Source organism: Flavobacterium sp. FG68 (assembly GCF_057808895.1).
This window is the reverse complement of record NZ_JBMDIY010000053.1, coordinates 12,348-31,534: the sequence shown is the minus strand read 5'-3', so window position 1 is coordinate 31,534 and position 19,187 is coordinate 12,348. Positions and strand designations below refer to the sequence as shown.

32 protein-coding genes are annotated in these 19,187 nt (G+C 32.2%); 28 read left to right on the top strand and 4 right to left on the bottom strand.

The window, feature by feature from the left end; translation table 11 throughout:
* Window positions 1-557 precede the first annotated feature (557 nt).
* The gene (locus ACODSB_RS23185; protein WP_488938784.1) at window positions 558-914 is read left to right on the top strand and encodes a hypothetical protein; all 357 of its coding nucleotides are present in this window, start codon (window positions 558-560) and stop codon (window positions 912-914) included.
* A gap of 55 nt (window positions 915-969) precedes the next feature.
* Here ACODSB_RS23185 and ACODSB_RS23180 read toward each other — a convergent pair whose 3' ends face one another.
* Window positions 970-1,209: a hypothetical protein gene (locus ACODSB_RS23180; protein ID WP_488938783.1), complete on the bottom strand. Its 240-nt coding sequence runs from the start codon at window positions 1,207-1,209 to the stop codon at window positions 970-972.
* A gap of 121 nt (window positions 1,210-1,330) precedes the next feature.
* Window positions 1,331-1,744 (bottom strand): hypothetical protein, encoded by a 414-nt coding sequence (locus tag ACODSB_RS23175; RefSeq protein ID WP_488938782.1) that lies wholly within the window; start codon window positions 1,742-1,744, stop codon window positions 1,331-1,333.
* Between the two features lie 431 nt (window positions 1,745-2,175).
* On the opposite strand from ACODSB_RS23175, the gene ACODSB_RS23170 reads away from it, so the two are divergent.
* From ACODSB_RS23170 to ACODSB_RS23135, 8 genes are all read left to right on the top strand, one after another.
* Window positions 2,176-2,370, top strand: coding sequence for a hypothetical protein (locus tag ACODSB_RS23170; protein ID WP_488938781.1), 195 nt, complete (start codon window positions 2,176-2,178; stop codon window positions 2,368-2,370).
* A gap of 6 nt (window positions 2,371-2,376) precedes the next feature.
* On the top strand, window positions 2,377-2,583 hold the full coding sequence (locus tag ACODSB_RS23165) for a hypothetical protein (RefSeq protein WP_488938780.1): 207 nt from the start codon (window positions 2,377-2,379) through the stop codon (window positions 2,581-2,583).
* Window positions 2,584-2,598: 15 nt separating this feature from the next.
* Window positions 2,599-4,413: a hypothetical protein gene (locus ACODSB_RS23160; RefSeq protein ID WP_488938779.1), complete on the top strand. Its 1,815-nt coding sequence runs from the start codon at window positions 2,599-2,601 to the stop codon at window positions 4,411-4,413.
* Between the two features lie 18 nt (window positions 4,414-4,431).
* Window positions 4,432-4,656 carry a hypothetical protein gene (locus tag ACODSB_RS23155; protein WP_488938778.1) on the top strand — a complete coding sequence of 75 codons (225 nt, stop codon included), beginning with the start codon at window positions 4,432-4,434 and terminating at the stop codon, window positions 4,654-4,656.
* Window positions 4,653-4,997 (top strand): hypothetical protein, encoded by a 345-nt coding sequence (locus ACODSB_RS23150; protein WP_488938777.1) that lies wholly within the window; start codon window positions 4,653-4,655, stop codon window positions 4,995-4,997. The genes ACODSB_RS23155 and ACODSB_RS23150 overlap by 4 nt, the downstream gene beginning before the upstream one ends.
* Window positions 4,998-5,078: 81 nt before the next feature.
* Entirely contained in the window at window positions 5,079-5,354 is a 276-nt protein-coding gene (locus ACODSB_RS23145; RefSeq protein ID WP_488938776.1) for a hypothetical protein, read from the top strand.
* A gap of 63 nt (window positions 5,355-5,417) precedes the next feature.
* Entirely contained in the window at window positions 5,418-5,717 is a 300-nt protein-coding gene (locus ACODSB_RS23140) for a hypothetical protein (RefSeq protein ID WP_488938775.1), read from the top strand.
* Window positions 5,718-5,722: 5 nt separating this feature from the next.
* Entirely contained in the window at window positions 5,723-5,968 is a 246-nt protein-coding gene (locus ACODSB_RS23135; RefSeq protein ID WP_488938774.1) for a hypothetical protein, read from the top strand.
* Window positions 5,969-6,171: 203 nt separating this feature from the next.
* Here ACODSB_RS23135 and ACODSB_RS23130 read toward each other — a convergent pair whose 3' ends face one another.
* Together ACODSB_RS23130 and ACODSB_RS23125 are read right to left on the bottom strand one after the other, a co-directional pair.
* Complete coding sequence (locus tag ACODSB_RS23130; protein ID WP_488938773.1) at window positions 6,172-7,149, bottom strand: hypothetical protein; 978 nt, start codon at window positions 7,147-7,149, stop codon at window positions 6,172-6,174.
* Window positions 7,150-7,213: 64 nt separating this feature from the next.
* Window positions 7,214-8,125, bottom strand: a complete 912-nt coding sequence (locus ACODSB_RS23125) for an AbiTii domain-containing protein (RefSeq protein WP_488938772.1) — start codon at window positions 8,123-8,125, stop codon at window positions 7,214-7,216.
* A gap of 442 nt (window positions 8,126-8,567) precedes the next feature.
* On the opposite strand from ACODSB_RS23125, the gene ACODSB_RS23120 reads away from it, so the two are divergent.
* From ACODSB_RS23120 to ACODSB_RS23030, 19 genes are all read left to right on the top strand, one after another.
* Window positions 8,568-9,311: a hypothetical protein gene (locus ACODSB_RS23120; RefSeq protein ID WP_488938771.1), complete on the top strand. Its 744-nt coding sequence runs from the start codon at window positions 8,568-8,570 to the stop codon at window positions 9,309-9,311.
* 25 nt (window positions 9,312-9,336) lie between these two features.
* Window positions 9,337-9,516, top strand: coding sequence for a PLDc N-terminal domain-containing protein (locus tag ACODSB_RS23115; protein ID WP_488938770.1), 180 nt, complete (start codon window positions 9,337-9,339; stop codon window positions 9,514-9,516).
* A gap of 302 nt (window positions 9,517-9,818) precedes the next feature.
* Window positions 9,819-10,538 (top strand): hypothetical protein, encoded by a 720-nt coding sequence (locus ACODSB_RS23110; protein ID WP_488938769.1) that lies wholly within the window; start codon window positions 9,819-9,821, stop codon window positions 10,536-10,538.
* Between the two features lie 13 nt (window positions 10,539-10,551).
* Window positions 10,552-10,815, top strand: coding sequence for a hypothetical protein (locus tag ACODSB_RS23105; protein WP_488938768.1), 264 nt, complete (start codon window positions 10,552-10,554; stop codon window positions 10,813-10,815).
* Window positions 10,812-11,366 carry a hypothetical protein gene (locus ACODSB_RS23100; RefSeq protein WP_488938767.1) on the top strand — a complete coding sequence of 185 codons (555 nt, stop codon included), beginning with the start codon at window positions 10,812-10,814 and terminating at the stop codon, window positions 11,364-11,366. The genes ACODSB_RS23105 and ACODSB_RS23100 overlap by 4 nt, the downstream gene beginning before the upstream one ends.
* Window positions 11,367-11,379: 13 nt before the next feature.
* A complete protein-coding gene (locus ACODSB_RS23095; protein WP_488938766.1) occupies window positions 11,380-11,958 on the top strand; it encodes a hypothetical protein in 579 nt (192 codons plus the stop codon).
* Between the two features lie 33 nt (window positions 11,959-11,991).
* Window positions 11,992-12,555 (top strand): hypothetical protein, encoded by a 564-nt coding sequence (locus ACODSB_RS23090; protein ID WP_488938765.1) that lies wholly within the window; start codon window positions 11,992-11,994, stop codon window positions 12,553-12,555.
* Window positions 12,556-12,628: 73 nt separating this feature from the next.
* Complete coding sequence (locus tag ACODSB_RS23085) at window positions 12,629-12,988, top strand: hypothetical protein (protein WP_488938764.1); 360 nt, start codon at window positions 12,629-12,631, stop codon at window positions 12,986-12,988.
* Between the two features lie 10 nt (window positions 12,989-12,998).
* Complete coding sequence (locus ACODSB_RS23080) at window positions 12,999-13,310, top strand: hypothetical protein (RefSeq protein WP_488938763.1); 312 nt, start codon at window positions 12,999-13,001, stop codon at window positions 13,308-13,310.
* Complete coding sequence (locus ACODSB_RS23075) at window positions 13,298-14,071, top strand: hypothetical protein (protein WP_488938762.1); 774 nt, start codon at window positions 13,298-13,300, stop codon at window positions 14,069-14,071. Before ACODSB_RS23080 ends, ACODSB_RS23075 begins: the two co-directional genes overlap by 13 nt.
* Window positions 14,059-14,256: a hypothetical protein gene (locus ACODSB_RS23070; RefSeq protein WP_488938761.1), complete on the top strand. Its 198-nt coding sequence runs from the start codon at window positions 14,059-14,061 to the stop codon at window positions 14,254-14,256. Before ACODSB_RS23075 ends, ACODSB_RS23070 begins: the two co-directional genes overlap by 13 nt.
* 12 nt (window positions 14,257-14,268) lie before the next feature.
* On the top strand, window positions 14,269-14,748 hold the full coding sequence (locus ACODSB_RS23065; protein ID WP_488938760.1) for a hypothetical protein: 480 nt from the start codon (window positions 14,269-14,271) through the stop codon (window positions 14,746-14,748).
* Window positions 14,749-14,750: 2 nt separating this feature from the next.
* The gene (locus tag ACODSB_RS23060) at window positions 14,751-15,176 is read left to right on the top strand and encodes a hypothetical protein (RefSeq protein ID WP_488938759.1); all 426 of its coding nucleotides are present in this window, start codon (window positions 14,751-14,753) and stop codon (window positions 15,174-15,176) included.
* Window positions 15,177-15,262: 86 nt separating this feature from the next.
* Window positions 15,263-15,898 (top strand): peptidoglycan-binding domain-containing protein, encoded by a 636-nt coding sequence (locus ACODSB_RS23055; RefSeq protein ID WP_488938758.1) that lies wholly within the window; start codon window positions 15,263-15,265, stop codon window positions 15,896-15,898.
* A gap of 102 nt (window positions 15,899-16,000) precedes the next feature.
* Window positions 16,001-16,699 (top strand): glycoside hydrolase family 19 protein, encoded by a 699-nt coding sequence (locus tag ACODSB_RS23050; protein ID WP_488938757.1) that lies wholly within the window; start codon window positions 16,001-16,003, stop codon window positions 16,697-16,699.
* Window positions 16,696-17,034 (top strand): hypothetical protein, encoded by a 339-nt coding sequence (locus ACODSB_RS23045; RefSeq protein WP_488938756.1) that lies wholly within the window; start codon window positions 16,696-16,698, stop codon window positions 17,032-17,034. Before ACODSB_RS23050 ends, ACODSB_RS23045 begins: the two co-directional genes overlap by 4 nt.
* Entirely contained in the window at window positions 17,031-17,585 is a 555-nt protein-coding gene (locus ACODSB_RS23040; protein WP_488938755.1) for a hypothetical protein, read from the top strand. Before ACODSB_RS23045 ends, ACODSB_RS23040 begins: the two co-directional genes overlap by 4 nt.
* A 10-nt stretch (window positions 17,586-17,595) precedes the next feature.
* A complete protein-coding gene (locus tag ACODSB_RS23035; RefSeq protein WP_488938754.1) occupies window positions 17,596-18,072 on the top strand; it encodes a hypothetical protein in 477 nt (158 codons plus the stop codon).
* Between the two features lie 3 nt (window positions 18,073-18,075).
* Complete coding sequence (locus ACODSB_RS23030; RefSeq protein ID WP_488938753.1) at window positions 18,076-19,167, top strand: P-loop NTPase family protein; 1,092 nt, start codon at window positions 18,076-18,078, stop codon at window positions 19,165-19,167.
* Window positions 19,168-19,187 lie beyond the last annotated feature (20 nt).

Here is a 19,187-nt window from a genome sequence, read left to right as displayed (position 1 = left end):
AAGTATTACAAGTATTACAAGTATTACAAGTATTACAAGTATTACAAGTATTACAGGTTACAAATGTACAAAAACTATTTAAAACTAGATCGTGTATTAACTTATTGATAACTAGTATTTTGTTTTTTTTTTAATGCTCCTGAATTGTAGATTTTTTTTGCTTAGAGTAGCTACTGCAGTTTTTTTAGTTTCTCGAAATAATCTACTTTTTTTATATGGTTATTGAATTATCTTCCAGTTGATTATTATTTGTTGTTTAATTTAGAAGCAAATTTTGCGAATAATATGCTAAATAAAAAATTACTGTTAAGATACTGGACACATTTGTAAAGTTTGAAATTGTTAGTTTCTTTTTTAAAACATAATGTGGTATTGAATATTTAATTTTTGAAATTAGGTTCACGAAATGCCACGTTCGAAGAGATTGAAAAAGGACAAAAAAAGAAGAGTTGTCGGATTTTAACAAACCACTTATATAAGTTAGACATTTAAAAATAAAATATAAACGACATCTGAAAGACTAGTGTTTATATTCCATAAATTTACATAAAAAAATTATGGAAGTTTACGAAACAGTAATTGACGAAAGGAAGTACACAATTCTATATGTAGTTGATGAGCAAGAAATGAAAACGTTAATGCTCGATGAAGGTTGTATACTTAATATTACACTTAATCACTCAAAAAGAGATTTATTGACGCTAGAGCAATCTAAAGAAATTCTAAAAGAAAAGGAGCCTCAAATTTTCATAGAAATTAAACCATTGCTGAAATCTTATATTTATAAAGACATAGATTTCAATATTATTACTAAGCATACTAGCTCCGGTTCTGGTATGGATAGATTAAGATATAAGCAATTCGGTGATAATAAAGATTACGCAGAGCAAATGAGCTTTATGTATTATCCTTGAGCGTAAATTAGAATAAAAAAAATAGAGCCTTACTTCTTATTTATAGTAAGGCTTTTTATTTGATGTCTAAAAGCTCAAATAATCCATTATCTAATTTTCTTTTCTGAGTTATTTGTTCTTCGTTGTACTCTTCATCTGTTTTTATATACTTCTGTTCTACTATAATGTGTTTTTCATGTACTTCTTTTATCTCTGCATAAAAAATATCTTCAAAATTAGGCGAAACATAATTTACTAGAAATCTCCGTTTGTGACCTATCAAATTTTCAAAAAAAATTAAGCTTTTATATCTCATGTAATTACAATTAAAGAATTAACAGAACAAGTGTGCCAGAACTTTTAGCTTTTCTATGTTTGTGAAATAATCTACTTTTTAGATAGTTTTTAAATTTTTCTTCCAAACTACCTGCAAATTGCTAGGCGATATGGCTTCTGTCTGAATTTCCACCTATAATATTCTCTAAGCTCTTGATTTTTTCTTTATAAAGGTTTACAATTTCCTGCAATTGCTCCTTGTTATCTTTTAATAACTGATTCTGTTCTTCCAATAATTGTATTTTTTCAGCAATTACATTACTGTTTTCAGTTAGAACATCACTTTTTAAAACACTATCATCTAAAACGAAATATTTTTCGTATTCACTTCCTTTAAGAAAGTAATAAGGACTTTTCTTTACTGCTTCGCATAATTCAATTAAAAAACTAATAGTAACATCCTTTGTTTTGAACCTGCTATTCAAACTTTGGGGAGTTATTTTTAAAATTTTAGATAAATCAACTAACTGAATATCAATAAGTTGTAATTTTTCTTTTAAAAAATTACCATTCATAGTAAAGAATTTTGTTTATAATAAAGAAATTTGTTTATTTTTACATCGTTAAAACATAACAGATGTATTACAAATGCTTTTAAAGTACATAACCACGAATATAGTAAAAAACACATTGCGAAATTTTTAAATTTTTGTAGGAATCTTAATAGTCAAAAATAATGCAAAACGAGTGCCAAGTTTTACGGAAATCCATAAGGACAGTTAGAGAAAATAGAAGATACCGTTTGCATCAAAAACTGAGAAAAGCCGGAGTAAAATTCAACTGCAATATAAAAACTGTTTTTGTGCCATACGATGATGATTTGCAAAATAAAGACATTATAGAATTGCAGAAAAATTATAATTATCAAATACAGTTAGAGATATGATTTCTAAAAGAGAAAAAAAAACTAATTATTGAAGTATTAGGACATCAATATACTCCAAAAGTGATGCCTTATTTAAAAAAGATAGGCATTAAAAATGAAAAGAATAAAGATTTCTCTGTTGATAGTATCCGTATGATAACAAACGGTTTTCGTGAAAATGAAAAGGTAGAATTAGCAATCATGCAGCTAGTTAACAAAACAATTAAAGCCAAAAAAGCAATGGCTTTGAAACGTAGAAAACTTTCAAAAAAATAATTTTCAATGAATCCAAAAGTATTATCAATATTCAACAATGCAAAGATTTTTCTTTCCCCTGAGGAACTGAAAGAACTTGCTGCTTGTATTGATAAAGAATTTGGAAAACCATTACCTAAAAAAGCTAAAAAGCAAACGGCATTAGACAACTGGACACTAGAAAGTGTTACCGAAAAACTTTTAGCAACTCAATTCAACAAAAAAAGAACATAAAAATACGTCCAGCAAATGCTGAAATTCCTAGACGCATTCGGGCGTTTTACGCCCGATGCTGAAAGGTTAGAAAAAGTAATTATGAGCAAACAAAGTGTAGATTCCAAGGTTTTTTCGTTAGCATCTAACCTTTTTGGTTTTGGTAATACAACCAAAAAGAAAACAGCAGAAAATAACATTGCAACAAACGTTGCAACTTCATTGCAGCCTGAAAACCGTATTATGGCTGTTTATCCTGCAATCAGTTTAGATGCATTTAGTGTCACTATGGATAATTACCGAAAATATATTTCTGCTTACAACTTTAAGACTAACGCAGAAAATGAACTAATAGAAAAACATAATGCTTTTGTTAGAAAATTTTTAAGCGAAAACACCCTTACCGATATACAAAGAGAATTTTCAAAAGTTTTTTTGCTTAAAAGTAAACTACTTAAACCAAGAGCATATAACGAACAAGCTGATGCTTTTATGAAAGATCACGGTTTGATTATAGAGAAAAAGAAAATTCAAACAGTTAAATATGCTACAGAATTGGTTTTTCAAAATCTTCTGCATCTGTATAATTCGCAGTTAATGAAGCGAAATGAACAGTATATGAGATTGAGAGTTACTGCGGTTAGACCTATTGAAGAATTTAAAATTAATTCATATTTAGTAACTGCCTTACAGCGAAATGGTGTAACCAGTTTAGACCTCTGTAAAAAGACTGTACGTAACCACAGGCAACGTTTAGAAGAATGCGGGGTATTTGTTGATTATCATTTTTCGGGGCAAAATAGACCTGTTGAAGTGCATATAAACAGCGAAATTTTGACGGTTTTAGACCTCAAAACTTCAAAATTAGTTACTTTTGAAAATCAACACGTTACCTCTGAAAACGAGAAAGTTTTACCTGATAACAATGAGAATACTGGAACAATTTTAAATGAATATCAAATGAATGAGAATGTTAAGAACATTTCTCAAGATATGGAGTTCCCTTCGGTCACGCCTTTTAATTTATTTTTTACAAGAACACGAGCCTGCAATAAAGAAAATTTAACTGGGGGCGGGGCGGAAAATGTTAAAGTTTTAAATACTTTATCGGAAAAACTTGAAAACCTGATAATTCACCCGCAGGAATTGGCTGTTAATCTTTCTAACCACGATTACAACAACTACAAGCCGATTGATATTCGAATTTTATTTAAAGAAGCATATTCGGGAACAATGCCAAAAGAGAATTTCAGGGAACTTGTAATTCAGGACTTCTTTAAAAATATATCCAAAATTTATCGAAATAGTACACCATTTGCAGGTTCTTGGAAAAAAGCTATCAATTTTTACATGCAAAATAAATTTATAGCCTTTACAGGTGATGCTTTTAATAAACAATCAATTGTAGATGATATTCAGGAACTCCGATGGCGAATAGAATGGGCTAGGAAATGGTTCTTTAAGAATAGTAATGTAAATCCTTTGTTTCCTGCTGATTATTTTGATATGACCCGAAAAACATCAAAAGAAGTAGGGTTTGAATATACTAAATCAAAATATAACGAGCATTTAAAATCGAAGGCAAAATATGAGATTTTAAAAAAGAAGCGTGAAGCTGATGCAGCCCGAAGAAAAACGACAATTAATCATGCTAAAAAGTTCGAAAATGAAGTCAATCGATTCTTTAAAGATAAAATTACAATGCCCCAATTGTATGACTATGTAGAGAACAATTTACCATCTGAATTTTTAGAAAAATTACCGCAAATGATTTTAGAGAAGTCATTAAAAAGGAGTCAAAAAATAGCCTTTGATGATGATTTTTTACAATACAATTTATCTGAGTTTTAACCAAATCTATTTTTAATTATGCCAGTATTTGCCCCTGAAAAATCAAAGATTAAAATGGTGATCCTAACCAAGACAAAAGAAAAAAATGCGGTTTGGTGGTCGCCAATCAACCAAAATAAGCGTAACAGCGAATCTGTGATAACAAGTATGTTAAGACGTTTTGAAAAGCATGCAATATCCAAAATCACTAATGTCGTTCAGTTTTATGAGAATGGAAATCTAATAGCAACAAAAAAAGTATGACAACAATAACACTCAAAAAAATTGAGTTGCAAGATTTTTTAATACTTCAAAATGTTGTTGCTCAATTGCGGTTAAAAGCATTAAATAAATTGCAGAATAGTAAAGTTGATGATGCTTATTTTAATGATGTTTTAAAGATAGATGTTACTACAAGTCTCTTTTTTAAGTTAAGAACGAAAATTGAAAATCAAAAAAAATCACTTTCAAATTTCAAACTTAAAATTTATGAAGCAATTATTTTACTTCAATGCTGTAATGACTATGAGCCAAGTAATGCACTCGAAAAATTCATAACAAGAAAATACCTAGCTGAAATTCATAAACAAATAACCAATCTCTAAAAAGTAGATTTTTTGAAGAACCTGGAAAAAGATCCGGAGCTGATCTGAGCAAAAAAATCTACAATTAAAAACATAATTAAGATGATTAAGAAAAGTACATACATCAGAAGCTTTACGGCAAAACAATTAAAACAGCTTGAAGAAATCGGGAAGAAAGAAAATTTTAAAACTACCCCTGAGATATTATTTTTTGCTGTCGATAAATACTTAGAGCAGAAAAAGGAAATCGAAAAATTGAAGACAACTATTAATACCAAAAACGAAGAAATATTTCGGCTTAATTCGATTATTGATTTTTTCAAATCGGCTTCAAAAAAAATACATGAATTAAGTGAATTCCTGAAAAAAAAGAAATAAAAATCATTAATCAAAAAACGAGAAATAAATCAAATCTATCAACTATTCAAAACCTAATATTTTATGAACCTCAAAACTTTAAATTATATAAGAAATAAAGCACAGTTACAAGACTTATTTATTAGCCAATTTACAGCCGACTATATTCGAAAAGAAATACACGAAATTTTAAAAGAGACCCGAAAAAATGCAACTGAGGGAGCAAGGCTTTTCGCAAAAAACATTTCCACAAAAGAACTAATTATTTTCATGGATAGAAACGGAAAACCCGACGGCTATTTACTTTCAGATGAATTAAAAATTATGCTTCAAGATCACAGAGAAGAAGAATTTAAAATTAGAAAACTTCAAAATCAACTTTAAAACGAATGGCAAAGAAATCAGACAACCCGACAAACGCATTAATAAATAGAAATTTTATTATCCGTGTTTTAGAATTCCCAAAAGAAAACCATGTCAAAAAGACAAAATTAACCTCTGCAAATAAGCTTTCGAACTACTTAAACGACGAAGAACTTAAAATAAAGCTTTTTAAGAAGATATTAGATAATGGATTGGATAAATATACTTTCAAGATAAGAAATAGGCTTAAAATCGATTTTCAGTCAAAATAACTTTTAACACCAATGTATCAAAACACACCACTTACGATATGCGAATAGTTTTGTCAAAAGTCTTAATGAATTATGATGAGATTTTTGATACAAATTTTAAATATTACATATCCTGATAGTGGTGATGACTATCTAATTTTGCTCTTTTACTTGTATCTCACTACCTAGCTACAAAATGACAATAACTTTCTTAAATGACAAAGTTAGATTTTATCTGCATTCAAAAATTTATTTTCAGGACTATCTTCTGATCTTTCAGATAGAATTTTTTTTAGTAATCCATAATCATCTAATATATCTTCATTCATCAATTCAAAACGAGGGTCAGGAATCTTCGTTTCATATAAATAAATTTCAGTCATAGCATCAAGTAATATAAATAATCTGATACAATTTTCTTTAGTCCCAAATGATTTATCATTAAGTAAATGCGAGGCAACATGTCTGTTAAAATTTTCATGCGAATCCCCAGTTTTTTGCGTATCCCTATAGAATTGTTCTTTTAAGATTTTATCACATCCTTTAGTAAAAACATCATAAAACAAAGGATTATTTGGACATGGCTGTCGCATATATGAGTTTTTAAAAAATTTTTTAATTTCATCAAACTCGGGTTTTTTATCTGTTTCTTTATATCCCATCCATCTTATGATTACACCTTCTATTAAGGGCAACAATGTTAAATAGCAACTAATAAAATTATCTCTGTAGTAAGAAAGAAGCGCAGCATCAACCATTTTTGCAAATACTTTAAAATGATCAAATTTTTCAATTCTACCCTTTTTTTGAAGCATTCTCATTTTAGGATTCATTGTAAAATGACCCATATATGCAACTAACACAGATTCTGATGAAGGTAAGTCTTTTATTATGTCTTTTATTGTGTCCAAATCACTCTTTGTAGAAAAAATAGATATTAATAGAGCGTAATTAGCGAGAATATCATTTGAATCTAAAATATCTTGTATTTCTTCAAGCGATGTAGAATTAGTACCAGCAGCCAATAGAGCTTTTTTTTTCTGTTTTTTAGCATTTTCAAGATTTATACTATATGCTTTAGCACTACATCTATTCCAGTCATTTATATCGTCACATATTGTATTTTTTATCGATTCAATTGTAGCCTTTTCTATTGTAATAGCTTCTATGATTTTTAAAGCTTTGCTATCTGTTTTTGACATTTGTTATTTTATAATAAATGTGATTAATAACTTTATCGAAGTTCCATTTATTATGACTATAGATTTATTTCCAACCATAATATCTGCTCACACCATCCGCCAAAACCTTTCCCGCAGCGGCGAGTCCAACAGTCCAAGAACCGTCCATCGCTTTTGTAATAGTTTTACTTACCCAGCCTTTGACCTTATCCCCAAATTCTTTTGTTTCAATATTTTGATTATCCGAATCAATTATTGTAGCTAATTCGTTAATACTTTCTTTAGGCATTTGATTGGATTCAAAGTAACGTGAAAGTTCATCAAAATTCTTAAAGAGGACATCTTTTATAGTTACTTTTTGAGAATTACCATCACCCACAATTATCGTTGTATTATTTCCAAATACAGCAGAATTAAATAATGAAGAAACTTGATCTTTCTCGTCTCCTTCTGAAAGTTTTTTGATGCTCTCTTCTCCAAAAGCTTCATTTAACTCTAATAAGAAATCTAATAGTTTTGATTTAACAGAAGTCAATACCTGTACAATTTGCGTACTACTTATTTCTTTTCGAGCATATTCTATTTGATAGCCATTATCAAAATCTTGAGATAAATATTGGTAAATATCTGCAGGTATATTCATTGACATTTTAGACGTTTTACCTTCTTGAACTAGCGAATCAATTGCTGATATGCTTTGATAGAGATTAACAGTTTTTATTTGTGTTCTCAGGTCTTCATCTAAGCCCACTAAAGGAATAGGGAAGTTAGTAGCTCTTTGGTAGCCATTAGAAATTGTTCCTGTGATTTCGCAAGATATTGTACGGTAAGATGGTAAAGTTATAACGTCTTCATAACCATTTAATTCGTGGTTAATCCAAGTTTTTAATTCTTCATTTTTAAGTTGAAATGCCAAAACTTTTGTCCGAATAAGGATATCAGTTAATGAAGTTTCTTGCTCTGAAATTTTACTAATTAATTCGTCAATAATTTGCATCCTTTTTTTATTTAAAATAGCTTATTAAGTTAATTATTTTATGCTTCTATTTATTTCCGTGATCAATTTGATTTGAAAAAGGAAGATTGTTTCAGCTAAGATAAAAAGATATTATTAAGAATCATCATACACATATCATTAACTGTTTTCAGATATAGAATTAGCAAAAATGGCAAATTATATAATAATATTTTCCTTCAAGGTTTAGAAACTGTTTACACTAGAAGATGTGATATAGTTGGGTATTTTACATCTTATAAAATAATAATAATGTGCGCGAGTTTATTTGCATTCTTGATAAAATGTTATAAAAACCCATTTTTTGACCATTTATTGTTAGGATATTTTTTATACTTTCGCAGCCGGTTTTATTTATTGTAATTTAATAGCTACAGGAAAACATTAAGACCGATTAAAAAATTGTAACTTTTAAATATTTAATATGAAATTTTTATTTCGACCCCTGTTGTGTCTAGTTGTTTTTTTCTGTTTTTCATCCTGCTCGGTTGAGGATAATGATAAAGAAAGCGTTAAATTAACTGCTAGTGCACAAAAAATAAAAAGACAGCAGATTCTTGAAAAGTTTAAAGAAATGGGCCTTGATCCAAAAGATGTGACTTTTACCGACAGTTTAAATAATAGCAGTAATAAAATAGTACTTAATTCTATAAATGATCTTGAAAAATTATTTCCTGAAGATCAAAATTCAGGTAGTGAATTAAAAATAGAAGCGAAAAATAATAATAATTTATTTTTAAATCCAAATGCCTCTAAAACAACAAGTGGTGACGGTAGTACAGGAAGTTGGGATTATTGGGATTATTATAATAATCCTGAAATTACCAGATTTGAACAGCAAATTCCTGTACGTGGGACATTATTTGATATTTACTTTATATTTTGGTATTACAGGTTGTACATGGAGACAACGAGCGATGAAGGGATTAAGAATGCTCAAGCTGGGCTTATTGGCTATACTTTGGGTGTTTCCTACGAAATGATTGACTGTACTTACAAAAGAGGAGCTGCGCCAAACTATGTGAGAATTAATGGAAAACTACATTACAATATCTTTCTTGAGGGAGTAGGAACCGTTTATACTCGAAGATGTGATATATTTGGGTATTTTACGCCTTATAAATATAACAATAATGTTGGGCAGTTTATTTGTGCTTTAGGCAGCTAATTTTAATTTTCAAATCTTAAAAAAAATGGATTCAAGTGTTTACTGGCAGATTTTTATTCTACTGCTTATTGTATTTATTATCTACACACTTTATAAATTAGGTAAATCTTCATTGTCTTCGGATAAGAAACTTATCTGGTGTATTTTGATTCTCATATTTCCAATTATAGGAAGTATTGCTTATCTTCTTGTGGGGAAAAAATAAGCGCGCATCTTAAAGATGTACAATATTTTTTATTCAAATCAGAAGGACGTCAAATGAAAGTTTGACGTCCTTTTTTTATGTAGTAACCTAATTGAACGAAATTAAAGAGTAAAAACCACGTCTAAGACGTGGTTTTTTTATTTAACAGCTTCTCGCAATGGTTTCACAATAAAAGTTGTGAAAACATTGCGAAAGCTAAGAAATGCTTTTGAAACATCAGCAAACTTTAAACACTTCCTTACAAGCATACAATATTTGTAATCTAAATGCCTAACAACCTAACACAAGACACGAAATGAAAAATGAATATTGACAACTTGTTACAGAGGAAAATCTTAGGCGGTCAGGAGTACGAGCCGTTGTTTCCACGAGTTAGCTGTGATAAGACTAAACTGGGCAACGGCAATACTTTTGATACTGTCAGAATGATTAAGGATATGGTTGTCAAGTACAATCATCAGACAACAAAAGTTGCAATGTTATTGCAGCAAAGTTCATTGAAAGAAACGTGTGATAAAATTTATTGGTTTTTGTATAATCATTTGCAGTATAAGGCTGACGGTCAGGAACAAATGCTGAGAAGTCCAGCGTGCGCCTTCAAGCAGAGAGTTCAAGGAGTAGATTGCAAGACCTACTCAATTTTCGCAAGCTGTTTACTCGCAAATATGGGTATCAGGCATTTTATAAGACAGATTAAACAGCCAAGTTTTAGACCTGATTTATATACTCATGTATATGTTATAGTACCGCTTAATCAGGAAACTGGAGATATAAAACAAGGCTATTTTATTATAGATGGAACTACAAGTACTAACCGAGAACCCATTCACATTATGGCACATGACACAGAAGTAAATTTACCTCATTACGGGCTTAATGCTCCCAGTGCAAAAGGTAAGCGTAAAGCAGCTGCAACAAAAGTTGCAACAAATATTGCAAAAGATTCAAACAAACCAGTTTATCTAGGAATCGCAGGATTTATTGCAGGGTTGTTTTTATTTGGAAAATCGAATAATAATTAAACACGATAGATTTATGCAGATAGAAGATTTATACGACAGCCGAGACGGTTTAAATGGTTTTTCGCTTAAGAAAATCAGACTTAAAAACTTAAAGCTTAAAAATGTTGTAAAAGCAGCAGTTGCACCGCATTCGCTTCTAAAAAAGAAGCAATTAAAATTTGTGGCTAAAGCGGCGTTCGCACCGCACACACTTCTAAAAAATAAGCAGTTAAAAACGGTGGCTAAAACGGCATTGGCACCGCATTCACTAATACTTAAAAAAAGAAAACGATTATGACGTACGATGATTTATATGCAGACCCAGAGGGGTTGAATGGTTTTTCGTTTAAGAAAATCAGACTTAGAGATGTAAGCCTTAAAAATGCAGTAAAAGTGGCTAAAGTTGCTGTACCGATCGCAACAAGTTTTATTCCTGCTGTGGGCGGAATTGCTTCGGGGTTAGTATCTAAAGTACTTACTAATCAAAATGGAACGGCAAACCTAGTGGGTAGAGTTGCCAATTCTGTGACAAAGGTTTCCAAAACACAAGTCGGAAAACTGGTTACAAATCAGGCAAAAAAAGTGATTAATCCTTCTAAACCTGCACCAGTTCAAGCTGTCAATCAGCTTACGCCCGCTTCTTTTGCAACTGATACTTACCAAACACAGCAAGTTACAGAAAGTGAAACATTTCAGCCAGTAGGGGAATTAACACCCGTGAAAGAAGTTTCTACAGCAAAAACATCAATTACAACAGTAGTTGGAGAGAAAAAGAACAACACAATGATGTGGGTTGTAGGTGGCTTAATCGTTGGAGGAGGAATTTATTTAGCAACAAAAAAGGATTAAAAACAAAATAGGTATGAATAAAGAAGTAGTAATTTTTGGAGGTGGGGTTCTTGGCGGTATGGCGTCAAATGGAGCGAGTGCATTATTACCTCAATCAGACAGCCCGCTTATGAATGTTGCAATAGCAGGAATTTCATTGTTTGGAGCAACAAAAGTAAACGGTGTAACCAATAAAGCAAATTTGTTGAGAGGTGCTTTACTAGGCAGTGCCCTAGTACAGACTTTTATAGCTGTAAAAAAAGTTTCTGGTACACATTTGAGTGCCAAACTTCAAGGTACTGGTAAAGCGTCATTGTTCGCAAAAGGAGCAGTTGGATTAGCCTGTCCTCATGATGAAGGTTTAAACGGTCAGTTTATGGGCGGTGACGGTCAGATTTATGAATTTGACGAACAAGGCTTAAACGGCCAGTATATGGACGAAGCAGGAAATGTTTTTGAGATCGCTGAAAATGGATTAAATGGTCAATTTACAGATGCAGAAGGAAATGTTTACGAAATGGAAGATGACGGTTTAAATGGTTCTGCGTCCGATGTATACGGAGAGGAAGAAGAAGACGGTTTACACGGAACTTACGAAGAATTGTATCAATAAAAAAATTAATCACCAATTAAAAAAATAATTAAAATGAATAGAAAAACCCAATTATTAGGAGCAGTAGCAACTCTAAAAGGAAAAGCACAGGCAGGTATCCCGAAAGTAGACGGTGTAGCCTTGACAGACAGAACATTATACCTAGCGCTTAATATTAAAGGACAAGGAGGATCAATTGATGTTGTAGATGCCAACACCAAAAGAGAAGTAGGTGTTACCAATTTGGATGGAAACAAATTAAATGCAGGGCGTGATTATGTGATTGATGGAATCAGGGTTTTGCTGGATAGTACAAACAGTGCCACGCTTGGTTCAGCAAATTGGCAGAAAGTAGATATTGAAAATTTCCCTGCAGCTTTTCAAAATGCAGAATTGGTAATCGAACAAGACGGTAATGTTTTGGTAGATAATATGCCAATGACTGATCTGACAGACGGTAGTGGTTATGAGAAATTCAGAGAGATTTCAACTACTCCGCTGATTCGTTCAAATCTGGAATTTACAATTAAAATTGTTTATCCTAAAGGTGTTGCGGTGAGTGCTGCAACTGATAAAAACATTCGTTTTGAATTTAGAGCGCACCAAGCGAAAAAATAAATAAAGCATTTTTTATAAAATCAAAAAGCCGTAAAACGTAAAGGGTTACGGCTTTTTTTAAACAATCAATAAAATGGCAGTAAAAGAAAAAGTTATCAATTTAACTATCCCACTCGGAGAAAAAGAAGCGGTATTAACTACAGCACTTGAAAAAGGATTTGTTTTAGGAGCGGAACTGCACACTAATCATAACGATATAGACAATTTTGCAGATTATGGGATTTTCGATGATTCTGGTGCAGCATTTTCAAAACCATCACACATCGATCATTGGAAACGCAGAGAGGGTGCAGGTTTTAATGACAGCTATAAGCCGTTAATGTTCTCAACTGAATCTAAAACAATGACATTTCAGGCAAGACTTAAAGAACCAGCGACAAAAGTGACTTATTTCCATTTGATCTTAATGTACAAACTTAATCAGGACTGCTAAATAAAAACAAATGCTACAAGACTTAACAATATTACAGACTGGAGTTGTTTTTTTAAGAGTAAAAGAAGACAAAGAAATTTCTATCGAGAATGTAACAACGCTGCAAGTTGTTAATAGTGGTTTTGTGAGTGTGTTTGTCAATGAATTAGAAATCAAAAGCGGTGAGAATATAACATTAGTTTATCCTGACAATACACTTTCTAATATTGATTTGGCGGTAAGATTTGCAGAAATAGATACTGTTGACGGCTTCGGCGCATTTACATGGAACAAAAAAGAGTTAACCATCATTTACAAAAAATTAATCAAATGCAAGAATTAGAAAACTTAATGGAGAAATTAAACACCGATGTTTATTCGGCTGTTTCGGTTTTTGACTTAAATACTAATCGATTTCTTTTTCGTAATAAGACACACTCTGAAATTGTTCAGGAATTCGAAACCGCAGAGGATTTCTTCGAGCATCTTTTTGAACAGGGAAACCACAATTTACGACTGACTTTGAAGCGTAAAAACGGGAATAACTTCAAAGCTGACGGTAATAGTTTTGATGTTAATTTTTCTAAGAACAATCAACCGCAGACATTTCCTGTCTCTGGAGTACAGCCACAAACTCAACTACAGCAAAAGCAGGATGTTTTTTCTAATAATTTCGGACTAGGTGCGCTTGATGTTATGAATTTAATGGTTTCAAAAAGTGATGCAGCAAGACTTCATACGGAATGTGAGGTTTTAAAAGCCGAAAACAAAGAACTTAAAAACAAATACGAAACCATTCGAGAGGAGCAATTATTATCAAAGTACAATGCTGACAAAGAAAGCGGTTTATGGGGTGCGTTACAAGGAGTAATCAACAATGCGCCTGCGCTCATGGCAACATTCAAAGGGAATGCGCCAGTTGGTCTTGCATCACCCGCAGAATCTTATACAAGTGAAGTTAAACAACATTTTGCAGCAATATTGACCCATCTTGATGATAACGTGGTTAACGTATTGGAAAGCATAAACAACGGCTTGCAAAACAATGAGTTTTCAAATGAATTAGCAGAATTATTAAAAAAATACCATTTATGGGAGGCGTAAAAATTGAAATTGATATAAAAGCGGGAAATCCGTTTGAAATAAAAGCAGCAACAAATGCTTTGAAAGATTTGGCAAGACTTGACAATGATGTTCTTTCAAAACTATCCGAATTATCAAAAAGTCCAAAAGCCATTGAGCAGTTAAAAACCAATTTTCCAATGATTAAAGGTTTTTTGTCTAACTAAAAACCAATAATAATGAAGAAAAAAGGGCTATCAAATCCAGCAGTTGCTGCAGCTGTTTTAACCAGTCCACAAGGGCAGGAAATATTAAAAAAGACACAGGAAAAAACCGAAAAAGCAGTCAATACAGGCTTTACAATTTTAAAGTTTTTAGCGTTGGCGGGAGTTCTGACTGTAGTGTATTACAAATTTATAAAAGGGTTTTCTAAAATACCCGAAGACTCAAGATACACTCCCAGTAACATCAATGTAACACAAGCAAAAGCAAGGGCAGAAGCCATTTATACTGCTTTGTTGGGATTCGGGGCAAATTACACCGCAGTTGAGAATAATTTAATAGGCTTGAATCACAACGGATTTATAAGGCTTTACAATGAATTTGGTGAACGCAGAAGCTCAACACTTTCTAAGATGAATTTAATTGAGTGGCTTCAAGATCAATTCGGAGAAGCTGATATGGTTAAGCTAAGATTTATAATTAAAGGATTTTTCTAATTATGACAACACAGAAAAAAGTAATCATAGTAACTACATCGGTTTTGATATTGGGATTAGGAGTTTATTTTCTCACTAAAACCAATAAAAATGGAAGTTCAATTTTAGGAGGCAGTAAAAAATACATAGATGAAGGTGATGTAAATACTATTCCTGCATTTTCGCCCACTCAAAAAGTAGCCTTGCTGTATGATGCGATGAACCGTTACACAGGTACTGACGAGAATTTAATTTTTGAAACACTAACAGGTGTTACACAAGTGCAGTTTGGGTTAATTCAAAAAGCTTGGGGACTGAAAAATTATAACCGCCTCTTAGGTTATAACACCATTGGCGGAACAAAACTGCCATTGAAAACTTGGTTAAAAGAAGAGCTTAACGAGCAGGATTACAATTTGCTTAGAAAAAGATTCCCAGTGTATTTATAAACTTAAAAGTAGATTTTTCTGCGAACCTGGAAAAAGATCCGGAGCTGATCTGAACAAAAAAAATCTACAATTTAAAATAATGAATTATGAAATTGAAAAATGAAGATAAGGTATTAATTGGAGCAGGTTTACTGGGTGTTGGAGCAATTGGGTTCTTGTACTGGAGAAGTAAAAAGAAAGAAAAGGAGCAGCAGGAATTAATTACAGACATTCCAGAACCGCCGACAATATTAGCAACACCAATTGCCGAAAATACCCCGACAGTCGGAGCAGTTTTAAATAAGAATAAAATTTTATCAAAAGGAAGCAAAGGTTTGGAAGTAAGAGAGTTACAGCGAGTTTTGGGGGTTGCCATTGATGGTGATTTCGGCTCTAAAACATTAGCAGCATTACAGGCTAAAAAAGGTGTTTCTTCCATCAGTTTAAACAACTACATAACAACCGCAACAAAAGTTGCAATTAAAACTAACCCAACAGCTTTGGTACTGCCAAAGGCAGGACAGAAGATTATGGCAAATGCTGACAATGTAAGCATTTTCAATGCCGAAAAAACAGCGAGTGGAACGTATTTCAATTCAGGTTCAAAACCATTTTTAAAAAGCAGTTTTGATTATGGACAGCACATTGGGAACTATGTCGGTTTGAAAACAGGAAATCAGTATTTAATCATCCGTGACGGTGCTTATTATTTTGTAAATGGCAGTCAGGTCAAAGCCTACTAAAATGACACAATCTACTACATCAACATTGAAAATCGGGGCAATTGCAATTATTGCAATTTTATTGTTATTGCCAAAAAACGAACCTAAAAAAGTGATACTATAATGAGTTTTATTTTAGATAACAGCAGTTTATTTTTAAAAGCATTTTTAAAATACGGCATCAATAATGCGCTGAGAATCCCGCATTTTTTAGCGCAGGTTTCCCACGAATCAGGAAATTTTACAAGGGTTATCGAAAATTTGAATTACACTCCTGAAGGACTGGCAGGTACAAGCCCTTTTAATACCCGTTTAACAGCTGCACAAAGAAATCTTTACGGTCGTACCGCTTCACATCCTGCTAATCAAAAGATGATTGCAAACATTGGTTATGCCAATTCTAACGGTAACGGAAACGCTGCAAGTGGTGACGATTGGAAGTACAGAGGGCGTGGCTATATACAATTAACTGGTAAAGGAAATTATGAAGCTTATAAAAAATATTCCGGTTATGATGTTGTAAACAATCCTGATCTGCTTTTAAGAAATGATATAGCCATTGATGCAGCAGCTTGGTTTTTTTCGGTTTATAAAAACTTAAATTCTTTAGCCGATAAGAATCAGATAACAGCAATTACGCAAAAAGTAAACGGCGGTACAAATGGATTGTCCGACCGTGTCGCAAAATTTAATTTTTATAAAGCTCAAAACATCAGCGTTGAGTTATTAAAAAAAAAAGCGAAACCTCTACCTAATTTTAGCAGTATCAGCAGTTACGCTTTTAACTGGCTTTTACCTTTTAACACAAAAAAAACAACATGAAAAAAGTATTATTTGAATTGGCAGTATACAGAGATTATTTTTTGTTAGGCTTGATAATTATTGCAGGGATTTTTACCAAAATATACAATGCTGTTCAAAAAGGAAAAAAGCCGACACTCAGTTTCATTCTTGCTGAAGCTGTTGTAAGCCTCTTTGTTGCTGCTTCGGTGTATGTCTTTACTAATGAGTTTTTACACTTAAGTAAGTTTCTGACTTATGTTTTCTGCGCTTGGGGCGGGTCACAAAGTACACTTATACACAGCGAGGTAGAAAAATTAATAAGCAGCTTTTTTGATGGTCTTAAAAGCGCAATTAAATCAAATACAAAATTATGACACTAAACGAAAAACAGCCAAACCCATTTATAAAGTTTTTGCAGGTAATTATTTTAATCTTGTTTCTATCTGCCTTTATGACTTTGGTATCATGCGCTTCTAAGCCAATAGAGGGCACTCATACAATCGAACGCATTATTGAACAAAAAACAGACAGCGTAAAAACTACAGAAGTAAGCAAAGCTATTTTAGACAGTCTTATTGTAAAAGTGGCAAAGGTTAAAACCTCAAAGGCCGAATGTGACAGTATTGCTCAAGCAACGCTCGATCAGGTTTTAAGACAGTTGAATACTTATAAAAAATCAGGCGATAATGAAGCTGGAGTACAGTACGATGAAAAGCTTAACCGACTTGTATTATGGCTCAAACAGGCAGAATCTAAAAACGAAAATTCAGCCACGAGTAAAAGCATAAATGACAAAGAAAAAGAAGTATTGCGACCTGTAATTGTTAAAGTGAAATTTATTCCTTTTTGGGTTAAAATACTGGCTTGGATTGGCGGGATTACGCTTGCCTTCTTGGCTTGGAGATTTGGCAGAATTTTTATTTAAAACTAAAGAAATGAGCGCAAAAAAAGTAATTATCGGGGTTGGTATATTAGCCGTAGCGGGTTATTTTTTTCTGGATTATAAAATCAAAAAAATCATTGAGAGATTTCAGTATGTAAAAATTTATCCCACAGCTGTTAAGAATTTCAAACTAAAATGGAATGCCGAACAGCCTATAATCTCATTCAACTTAGATATAAGACTGAGCAATCCTACCGCAGAGGTTTTTTCTGCTAAAATTCTTTCGGTCAAACTAAAAAGAATAATTTTTTACGACAAAAACGATATTCTTTTAGGAACAGCAGTCGTAAATACGGATGCAATTACCATACCTGCACAAGGAAGCACAACGATCTATAATATTCCGATTCAATTACAATTAAAAACAGTTATGTCAAATCTTGCATCGGCAATACAGAACGATTTCAACTTAAAAGATATTAGAATTGAATCAATTGTAAGTGTACTGGGTACTGAACACAAAATATAACGTATGACTTTAGCACAAGAATTCAACAGCCTTAATGGTTTAATAGTTTCCCGCTCGACGCTTGAAAATTTATTGATGAAAGCCGAAAAGGAAAAGAATACCATTATATCAAAACGGGTGATTAAGGTTTTGCAGGCTTTTAAAGATGACACTTTCTTAATCGAGATAAAAAACCTTGTTGAACCTTTTGGTTTAAATGGTGCTGAAAAAAACATAAAAACATCAATAAAAAAGCCAGTTGCAATAAAAGCTAAACGAAAACCAGTAAAAAAAAGTCCTGTGAAGAAACCTGCTGCAAAGCGAATTGTAAAAAAAAAGCCTGTAGTAAAAAGTGCTGTAAAACCTGCTGTGAGAGAAAAAGTAATTGTTGCAAAAGCTAATCTTAATAAAAACTCTTTAGCCTATAAAATGGCTAATAAACCTGCAAAGGTTGATTATTTTAAAATTCAGAACACAGATATTTCAGAGTTTTTAGGAAAAATTGAGCGTCAGCAGAAGGAGAGCGTTGTAATAACATTAACAGGCGGTCAGGGTTCAATGAAAACAAGAATGTGCTTTCAGTTCATAAACACTTTTGCTCAAAATTACAAAGTTGGACACGCCAGTATCGAAGAACATCCTGAAAGTACTCTTTATTATGATAAAGCGGGTGAATACCTGAATGAAAAAGCATTAATCAATACAGAAAACCCTGTTGTAAAAAGTGCTGCTGATTTAGATAAAGTAATAAAAAATAATGATGTTATTGTAATTGATAGTTTCTCTAAAATGCAGGAAATGCAGAAAGGTTTTGAGGTTGACAAAGATTTAAGAAAAAAATACGATGGCAAATTATTCATTGTGATTTTTCAGCAGACAACTGACGGTAAAATGCGTGGAGGCAGTAAAAGCCAGTTTGATGCCGATATAGTTTTATTTACTGAAAAGAAACCAGATTACCGAGATAATTACATTTTTTCGGATAAAAACCGATACCAAAATAAACCGCTCGACAGTTTGAAATTCAACATTTTCAGCAAAAAACTGGTTCGTACAGTTGCTGAGAATCGGGCAGAATCAAAACCAAAGAAAAAATTATCATTTACTGTAAACTAATAAATCGAAAAGTAGATTTT